The organism is Enterococcus sp. 3H8_DIV0648, assembly GCF_002140655.1.
Classification (GTDB): domain Bacteria; phylum Bacillota; class Bacilli; order Lactobacillales; family Enterococcaceae; genus Enterococcus_A; species Enterococcus_A hulanensis.
In genome coordinates this window covers 2622287-2630129 of the sequence record NZ_NGLG01000001.1, presented here as the reverse complement: position 1 = coordinate 2630129, position 7843 = coordinate 2622287, and the positions used below count along the sequence as shown (strand labels likewise).

The 7843-nt window shown below is 40.1% G+C and carries 8 protein-coding genes and 1 other annotated feature (1 of these 9 only partly in view); of the genes, 7 read left to right on the top strand and 1 reads right to left on the bottom strand.

Annotated elements, in window-relative coordinates; translation table 11 throughout:
* Positions 1-422: a sequence feature (16S ribosomal RNA rRNA prediction is too short), on the top strand; it begins 142 nt to the left of the window's first position.
* Between the two features lie 184 nt (positions 423-606).
* The 7 genes from A5875_RS12095 to A5875_RS12065 all read left to right on the top strand — a co-directional run bounded on the left by A5875_RS12095 (position 607) and on the right by A5875_RS12065 (position 6282).
* Positions 607-1680, top strand: a complete 1074-nt coding sequence (locus tag A5875_RS12095; protein WP_088933827.1) for an alcohol dehydrogenase catalytic domain-containing protein — start codon at positions 607-609, stop codon at positions 1678-1680.
* Between the two features lie 36 nt (positions 1681-1716).
* Positions 1717-2136 (top strand): PTS sugar transporter subunit IIA, encoded by a 420-nt coding sequence (locus A5875_RS12090; protein WP_088933826.1) that lies wholly within the window; start codon positions 1717-1719, stop codon positions 2134-2136.
* A gap of 15 nt (positions 2137-2151) precedes the next feature.
* A complete protein-coding gene (locus A5875_RS12085) occupies positions 2152-2625 on the top strand; it encodes a PTS sugar transporter subunit IIB (RefSeq protein WP_088933825.1) in 474 nt (157 codons plus the stop codon).
* 29 nt (positions 2626-2654) lie between these two features.
* A complete protein-coding gene (locus tag A5875_RS12080; RefSeq protein WP_088933824.1) occupies positions 2655-3422 on the top strand; it encodes a PTS mannose/fructose/sorbose/N-acetylgalactosamine transporter subunit IIC in 768 nt (255 codons plus the stop codon).
* Positions 3422-4279 carry a PTS system mannose/fructose/sorbose family transporter subunit IID gene (locus tag A5875_RS12075; protein WP_088933823.1) on the top strand — a complete coding sequence of 286 codons (858 nt, stop codon included), beginning with the start codon at positions 3422-3424 and terminating at the stop codon, positions 4277-4279. The genes A5875_RS12080 and A5875_RS12075 overlap by 1 nt, the downstream gene beginning before the upstream one ends.
* 78 nt (positions 4280-4357) lie before the next feature.
* Positions 4358-5407, top strand: coding sequence for a zinc-dependent alcohol dehydrogenase (locus tag A5875_RS12070; protein ID WP_088933822.1), 1050 nt, complete (start codon positions 4358-4360; stop codon positions 5405-5407).
* A 2-nt stretch (positions 5408-5409) separates the two neighbouring features.
* On the top strand, positions 5410-6282 hold the full coding sequence (locus tag A5875_RS12065) for a class II fructose-bisphosphate aldolase (RefSeq protein WP_088933821.1): 873 nt from the start codon (positions 5410-5412) through the stop codon (positions 6280-6282).
* Between the two features lie 64 nt (positions 6283-6346).
* Here the strand turns inward: A5875_RS12065 and A5875_RS12060 are convergent, their stop codons facing one another.
* Positions 6347-6718: a hypothetical protein gene (locus A5875_RS12060; RefSeq protein ID WP_088933820.1), complete on the bottom strand. Its 372-nt coding sequence runs from the start codon at positions 6716-6718 to the stop codon at positions 6347-6349.
* Positions 6719-7843 lie beyond the last annotated feature (1125 nt).

The following is a 7843-nucleotide window of genomic DNA, read 5'->3' as shown; positions in this document are numbered from 1 at the left end:
AATGGACGAAAGTCTGACCGAGCAACGCCGCGTGAGTGAAGAAGGTTTTCGGATCGTAAAACTCTGTTGTTAGAGAAGAACAAGGATGAGAGTAGAATGTTCATCCCTTGACGGTATCTAACCAGAAAGCCACGGCTAACTACGTGCCAGCAGCCGCGGTAATACGTAGGTGGCAAGCGTTGTCCGGATTTATTGGGCGTAAAGCGAGCGCAGGCGGTTTCTTAAGTCTGATGTGAAAGCCCCCGGCTCAACCGGGGAGGGTCATTGGAAACTGGGAAACTTGAGTGCAGAAGAGGAGAGTGGAATTCCATGTGTAGCGGTGAAATGCGTAGATATATGGAGGAACACCAGTGGCGAAGGCGGCTCTCTGGCTGTCTCTTATACACATCTCCGAGCCCACGAGACGCTCATGAATCTCGTATGTAGTATGTTTAAAGGGTAATATCAATGCTTCTTTGAAATCTAAATAGGAAGATCACATTAGACATATAAATTATTTAATTTTTTTCAGTAAATAAAACGTTTACAAAAGTTATCAACGATGCTATACTCGTAAACGAGCAATAAAGAGTGGAAACGAGCATCGAAATGAGGAGGAATTTTAGAATGGATAAAACGGTTGAATCAAGAGTATTTAGTCTTGTTGAACCAGGAGTGATTAAAGAAGTTCAAAAAAAGAGAACAATCCCGGCTGGTTGGGTAGCGATAGAACCGACTTATGCGAGTATTTGTCATGCGGATTTAAGGTATTTTGCCGGATTGCGTCGGCCCGAAGCGTTAGCTAAAAAATTACCGATGGCCCTATTACATGAAGGAATTGGTGTAGTAAAGGAAACAAATTCAGATAAGTTCGCGGTCGGGGATCGAGTAGTAGTTGTTCCGAATATTCCAGGCCAAATTTTACATCCAGAAATTGAGCAAAAACCGGATGTACCTGTGAATTACTCTAAAGGAAATGCCTTCTTAGGAAGCGGCTACGATGGCTTGGCCCAAAGCCGATTGGTTCATCCCGAGGAATGTCTAGTTAAAATTCCGGACGAGATTCCTAATGAAATTGCTGTTTTATCGGAATTATCTTCTGTTTCACATCATGCGATCAGTCACGTAGAAGAGAAGCTGAAAAAGGCGGATACCTGTGTTGCTCTTTTTGGCGACGGACCGGTCGGTTACTTTACAGCTGTCATGTTGAAGTACTTGTATGGAATAGATGCAGAACGTTTTGTGATTTTCGGTGCGGCAGACGACAAGCTGGCTCATTTTGATTTTGCCCGGACTGAGAATGTTTTGACCTATGATTTTAAAAATTCCAAAGAAAAGTTTGATGTCTTGATTGAATGTACCGGCGGTAAATTCAGCGAAAGTGCTTTAAACCAGGCGATTGAAATTGCGGATTCGTTAGCAGATATCATTTTTATGGGTGTGACGGAGGAATTAGTTCCGATCGATACACGGGATATTTTGGAAAAAGGGATCACCGCACATGGCAGCAGTCGTTCATCCACAGTTGATTTTGAAGCAGTCGTTGAAGGTATGAAAGACGCAGCATATCGAGAAGCTTTAAGTAAAATTCTACCTAAACAACTATCGGAAATTGCCTCAGGCGAAGATTTTACGAAAGTTATGGAAAAATTTGTTGAAAATCCTGGTTGGAACAAAACAGTAATGCACTTTACTTGGTAATCCGGAATTAAATTAACTATGAATGGAGTGGCAAAGGTGACAGGAATTTTAGTCGTGACTCATGGCGAAATGGCTACAGGATTGATGGATAGTCTAAGTCTTATTATGGGGGAGCAAGAGGACTATCAAACGCTAGGTTTAAAACATGGTGATGACATTGTTGAGTTCAGTGAAAAAATTCAAGCCGGGATTTGTGAGCTGGATCAAGGAGAGGGCGTTTTAGTTTTAGTTGATCTGTTCTCAGCGAGTCCTTACAATCAGGCGGCGATGTCCTTTAACAAGTTGAAAGATCACAAGTATCGCCTTGTTTCAGGAGTGAATCTTCCGATGTTGATCGAAGCATTTAATCAACGAATGATCGGAGCTGATTTGGAAACGATGTATCAGGCGGCGATGAATGCAGGAAAAGATGGTATCAAAGAATTCTTAGAAGAAATGGCTAAATTAAATTCATAAAAGGAGTGTTCTAAAATGGGAGAAATCGTTTTAGCAAGAATAGATGATCGTTTGATTCATGGGCAGGTAATGACTGCTTGGTTGCAATTTACAGGAGGGAATCACATCGTTATTGTCGATGACGCAACAGCAGGTGATGAATTTACTAAGTCCATCATGTCCATGGCAGTGCCAAGTGGGATTAAGTTATCTATTTTAGGCATTGATGATGGAGCAGCATTATTAGCGAATGTTCCAGATGGTCATAAGATTATTGTTTTAGCAAAAGAACCTCAAACCTATTTGAGTCTAATTGAAAAAGGTGTGAAGTTTGAGGAGATTATTATCGGCGGTATGGGTGCACGGAAAGATCGGAAAACCTTCCACAAAAATATTTCAGCGTCAGAAGAAGAAAAAGAAGCATTTAGAAAAATTGTCGGCAACGATGTAAAAATGAAGATTCATGTTATTCCGGATCAAGGTTCGCAAGCAATTGAAGGATTGCTTTAAAACAATATTTTAGTAAAGGAAGTGTCAAAATGAAAATAAGCCTCATCCAAGCAATTTTGATTGGTGTCGTCTATTACCTCGGGATTAATGGAACACCCTGGCTGTCATTAGTGGGGACTCACGGTTGGATGCGACCATTAGTGAATGGGACTGTTGTTGGTTTGATTTTAGGTGATCCGGTGCAAGGCTGTATTATCGGGGCGGCAATTAACTTGCCATATCTTGCCTTTATCTCAGCTGGGGGAACTGTTGCCATGGACCCAGCGCTTGCCGGAACTCTTGGAACCGCTTTAGCGATGGCAGCAAAAGTTGAACCCGCAGTTGCAGTAACCTTAGCCGTGCCAATCGGTCTACTAGGAACTCTGATCTGGGTTGCTCATATGACGGTAGACATCACATTTGTTCATATGGCAGATAAAGCCGCAGAAGAAGGAAAAATCGATCGAATTAATTGGCTTCATATCGTACCACCGCAATTATTTTTACTTTTGATTACTGTTGTTCCTGTCGCATTGGCTGCTTATCTTGGAGCGGATGCAGTAGAAGGAATCGTGGATGCTTTAAGTGGTCGACCTTTAGATGTTCTTTCAGCTATTGGAGGCATCTTACCAGCATTAGGGATTGCGATGAATCTGCGGGCAATGAACGGAAAAGGAACCTTGCTATTCTTCACATTTGGCTTTATGTTAGCGATCTATTCTGGCTTACCATCTGTGCCAATCGCTATTTTCGCAGCCATTATTGGTTATGTCTTTACTGAATTATATTTGAAAGATAAGAATGGGGGCTTGGCATAATGGATCAAACGATAGAAACAAAAAAAGAAAAGCTGTTGACTAAAAAAGATGTAGTTAAAGCTTTCTGGCGTTGGACCTTCTTCTCGCATGCAAACTACAATTATGAACGGTTGCAAGCTACCGGCGTTGTTCATGCGTTCAGCCCTATTTTGAAAAAGCTTTATGGGAAAGATGAAGATGAAATGAAGGCTGCTTTAGAACGGCATATGCAATTTTTCAATACCGAGCCTTCATTCGGCGGTCCTGTTTTATCAATGACCATTGCGATGGAAGAAGAACGAGCAATGGGAGCAGATATCAATGATCAGACGATCAACGGACTGAAGACTGGGTTAATGGGACCTTTGGCTGGGATTGGTGATACCTTATGGCAAGGAACATTAATACCGATTCTATTATCCTTCACATTACCTTTTGGTGCTAAGGGAAATATCTTCATGGGTCCAGTGTTGTTCTTTGCTCTGCATTGGATCATTATGACGGTCATCGCATACTTCTTGTGGATTCAAGGTTACGAACAAGGTAAGGAAGGGATTCAAAAGATGATGGCCGGTGGTCGGCTGTCTTACATCATGACCTTTTCTCAAACGCTCGGCGCGATTGTTATTGGGTCGTTGGCCGCGAATTTCGTGAAGGTGGCCACACCATTGAGTGTGCATTTAAGTGGTAAAGAAAGCTTATCCATTCAAACGGATGTATTGGACAGTCTAGTAAAAGGTATCCTTCCACTAGGGGTAACACTGCTTACTTATTATCTATTGAAGCATAAAAAATATACACCAACCAAAGTATTAGTGATTCAAATCGTTGGAGGCGCAATTTTAGCGGCACTAGGGTTAGTTGTTAACTCATTGTAATGAATAAGCGACGTTAGGGTGAAGGCTTCGGGCCATCTAACGCCGCTTCTTCTTATTTATCTAAGGGAGGGAATTTTTTTGAAAACGTCCGTATTTTACGATATTAAAAATCTAGTAGTTGAAGAAACACCATTACCAGAAGTTCCTAATGGAAAGATTTTGATGAAGATTGATACTTGCGCAATTTGTACTTGGGAACAAAGAGTTTACACAGGTGTAAAAAAAGTGGAATACCCGTTTATTGGCGGCCATGAGATCGCTGGTGAAATTGTTCAACTGGGGGAAGGGGTCGAAGGCGATTGGCAGATCGGGAACCAAATTGTTTTTGGGACGAATTTAGCCTGCGGTCATTGCTATTACTGCCGAACTGGTGAGGAACAAAACTGTTTGAACTTTGATCACAGCAAACAGCAGCCGGGATTGCCGTACAAAGGGATGGGCGGATTATCGGAATACTTAGTAGTAGACCCTGAAAATATTTTTAGCTACCAAAATGTCGCCCCCGCTGAAGCGTCATTAACAGAGCCGTTGTCTTGTGTTCTTCACAGTGTTGAGACTGCCGAAGTTAATTTCGGTGATTATGTTCTAATCGTAGGAGCTGGGATCATGGGAATGCTGCATTTGCAATTGGCTCAAAAAAGAGGTGCTATTGTGATCGTTTCAGATCCTAATGAAGAGCGCTTGAAATTAGCCAAAGAACTAGGTGCAGCTCAGATCATCAATCCTGTTAAAGAGAACTTATTGGAGAAAGTCTTATCCTATACGGAAAGTCTAGGTGCTCAGATTATTTTTAATACCACGCCAAATTCAGCGTTGATTCCTGGCTTATTAGAAAATCTGTCTAATACAGGAACGATGATTTTGTATTCTTCCTATTATCCTGATGAACCAGTCGGCGTAACTTTCGATCATATCCATAAAACAGGACAGAAAATCATGGGGACAGCTAATTCAAACAAACGAGATTTCATTCGAGCAGCTCGCTTGATCAGCCAAGGTGTTGTCAATGTGAAACCGTTTGTCACAAAGATTTATCCGCTAAGTCAAATTGAAAAAGCGTTTGATGAAGCTGTGAATACCGATGCGTTTCGGATTGTCATCGATTTTGAACAAGAAAGAAGTGAGTAAGGATGTTAGTAACAGTCAAAGATTTATTGATGGATGCCAAAAAGCGGCAACGAGCAGTGGGAGCCTTCAATGTTCCTAATTTGGAATCACTGCGGGGAGTCATTCAAGCAGCAGAAGAGTTGGACGTTCCCGTGATCATTCAACACGCAGAAGTTCATGAACATTTGATTTCAATTGAAGAGATCGGTCCGGTCATGGTCGAGTTTGCAAAGCAAGCCAAAGTTCCTGTCGCAGTTCATTTAGATCACGGAGCGAGCTTAGAGGAATGTGTCAAAGCCATTCGCCTAGGTTTTACTTCTATTATGTATGATGCTTCATTGAAGGATTATGACACTAATGTAAAGGAAACGGCGGAATTAGTTAAGATTGCCCACAGTGTCGGTGTCTCTGTTGAAGCAGAATTAGGTGAAATGACAAACTCTGCGATTGGCAGTGGAGAAGGGCGTTCGTCAAAAGCCAGCGATTTCGGTAATGCTGATCTCTTTACAAATCCGCAACAAGCCAGCGAATTTATTGAAAAAACGAAAGTAGACAGCTTGGCAGTTTCTTTTGGGACCGTGCATGGAAAATATATGATGGAACCGAATCTGGACTTCGAACGGATCAAAGCAATTCGGATAGCGACAAACGAGGCGGCATTAGTAATGCATGGCGGATCAGGTGTTTCAGAGGCAGATTATCAAAAAGCTATTGCTGCTGGAATACGCAAAATCAACTATTATACCTATATGAATCTAGCCGCTGGAGAAGCGGTGGAAAAGAAGTGCTTAACTCAACAGGATGAATATTTCTTTGATGAGTTATCCTTAGCCGCTACTAACGCAATCAAGGAAAACGTTACTAGTGCATTGAAAATTTTTAATGGATTAGATTAAATGAAAACACGTCTGCGAGCAGTCTTTGCTGCTTTCAGGCGTGTTTTCGATAAAATATCAAAAATTATTTTTCAACTATAATTCTTCGTTGGCGAACGTGAATGAGGTTGTATATATAGTAGGGAAGTGTAGCAAAAAATCCAACGAAAAATATAAGCTGGATCGTAATGAAAAAGAAGATGATTGCAAGAATCTTAAACTTTTTAGATTGCTTCTTTATGAATGAACTAAACATAAATATTCCAGAAAGAATTGAGCCGATCAAGTATCCGCCTAAAAGGGTGCCGGCAGCAAAATAGAGGATTTTAGTAAATGATGACAATTCAGTTGCGGGAGAGAGAACCATTAATAGAGATAAAATACCATAAAGTGCTGCCCCCACTAAAAAGGCAACCGAGGTATAAAGTAAATAGTTTTTCCTATCTTTATAAGTCATTGTGTAACTCCTGAAGTTATTTTTAATAAAGATAGCATGCCTATCTTGAAGGAACAACCAAATAATCTACAGACTCTTTATTAATAGTTGATCGATGCATCATAATGCCTAGAGAATTATTCTTTCAAACCAGTATTGTCACTAAAATTAACAGGCATCTCCTATCTGTTTAGGCTGGTAACAATCAAAAAAGCGATCAATTAATGATTGCTTTTTAGGTGGTTATTGATCAATTTCGTGATATCGCTGGAAAAAAGTATAAGAACGAAGCCTAGGATGTTCATAAGAAAATTGAAATTCATAAAAAGCGCATTAAGTAAAACGATCATCATTCCGATGAATAAGAATATATTGGGTTTAAGTCTGCTCATGAGTGTCATAGTAGCCCTCCTTTTTTCTCACTATATTGAAAAGAGGAGGGCTTGTAAATGTATTTTTTATGTAATCAGATAAGTTTAGTCAGCAGAGCGGAGTCTTCATCGGAATTTCAAAACCGTTAAAAAAAAAGCACATGGGTTGTATGGGCTTAATGATCTATTTGAATACGATTATTGTATCACGGCTTCCAGCATGATATTACTAACCCCAACATAGGTACTGTAATAACTGCTTTTTTTTAAGTCCTTTCCTACGAAACCAATCGATATAAACCGTTATATTATCTCCCTTTTTAGTCTGAAATAATAGTAGGATAGATATTGGTATGAAAGCTTATATTTGATTGATCCCAATTTTTATCATTAGTTATTTTAAATTATCCTGAATAATCAAAAATCAGCATCTTTTATGAAATATTTTTAATTTTGAAATTCAGCTGAGAGGATCACAGAGGGAGCAATAAAAAAAGAGACATAACGTCTCTTAAATAAAGCGTGAATAATCTAAAAAAAGCAAGAGATCGCAATGCCTAAAAACGTGAGGGCAAATAACAAGCCGCTCCATAGTGCTAACATAATAAAAGGAGAGGTATTCTTGTCTCCCCGTTGCTTAAAGTGGGTGAGTGATCGCTTAAACATGACAAACTGCCAGACACTTAATAATAAGAAAATGGTTCCCAATACGTAACTCATTTACTAGCCCCCCTTTAAGATAATTATACACCTATAATGGAGCCCTATTATATAT

Coding starts and splice junctions, on each gene's coding strand:
- A5875_RS12080 (WP_088933824.1), top strand. CDS start 2,655: ATGAAAATAAGCCTCATCCAAGCAATTTTGATTGGTGTCGTCTATTAC.
- A5875_RS12065 (WP_088933821.1), top strand. CDS start 5,410: ATGTTAGTAACAGTCAAAGATTTATTGATGGATGCCAAAAAGCGGCAA.
- A5875_RS12095 (WP_088933827.1), top strand. CDS start 607: ATGGATAAAACGGTTGAATCAAGAGTATTTAGTCTTGTTGAACCAGGA.
- A5875_RS12060 (WP_088933820.1), bottom strand. CDS start 6,718: ATGACTTATAAAGATAGGAAAAACTATTTACTTTATACCTCGGTTGCC.
- A5875_RS12075 (WP_088933823.1), top strand. CDS start 3,422: ATGGATCAAACGATAGAAACAAAAAAAGAAAAGCTGTTGACTAAAAAA.
- A5875_RS12085 (WP_088933825.1), top strand. CDS start 2,152: ATGGGAGAAATCGTTTTAGCAAGAATAGATGATCGTTTGATTCATGGG.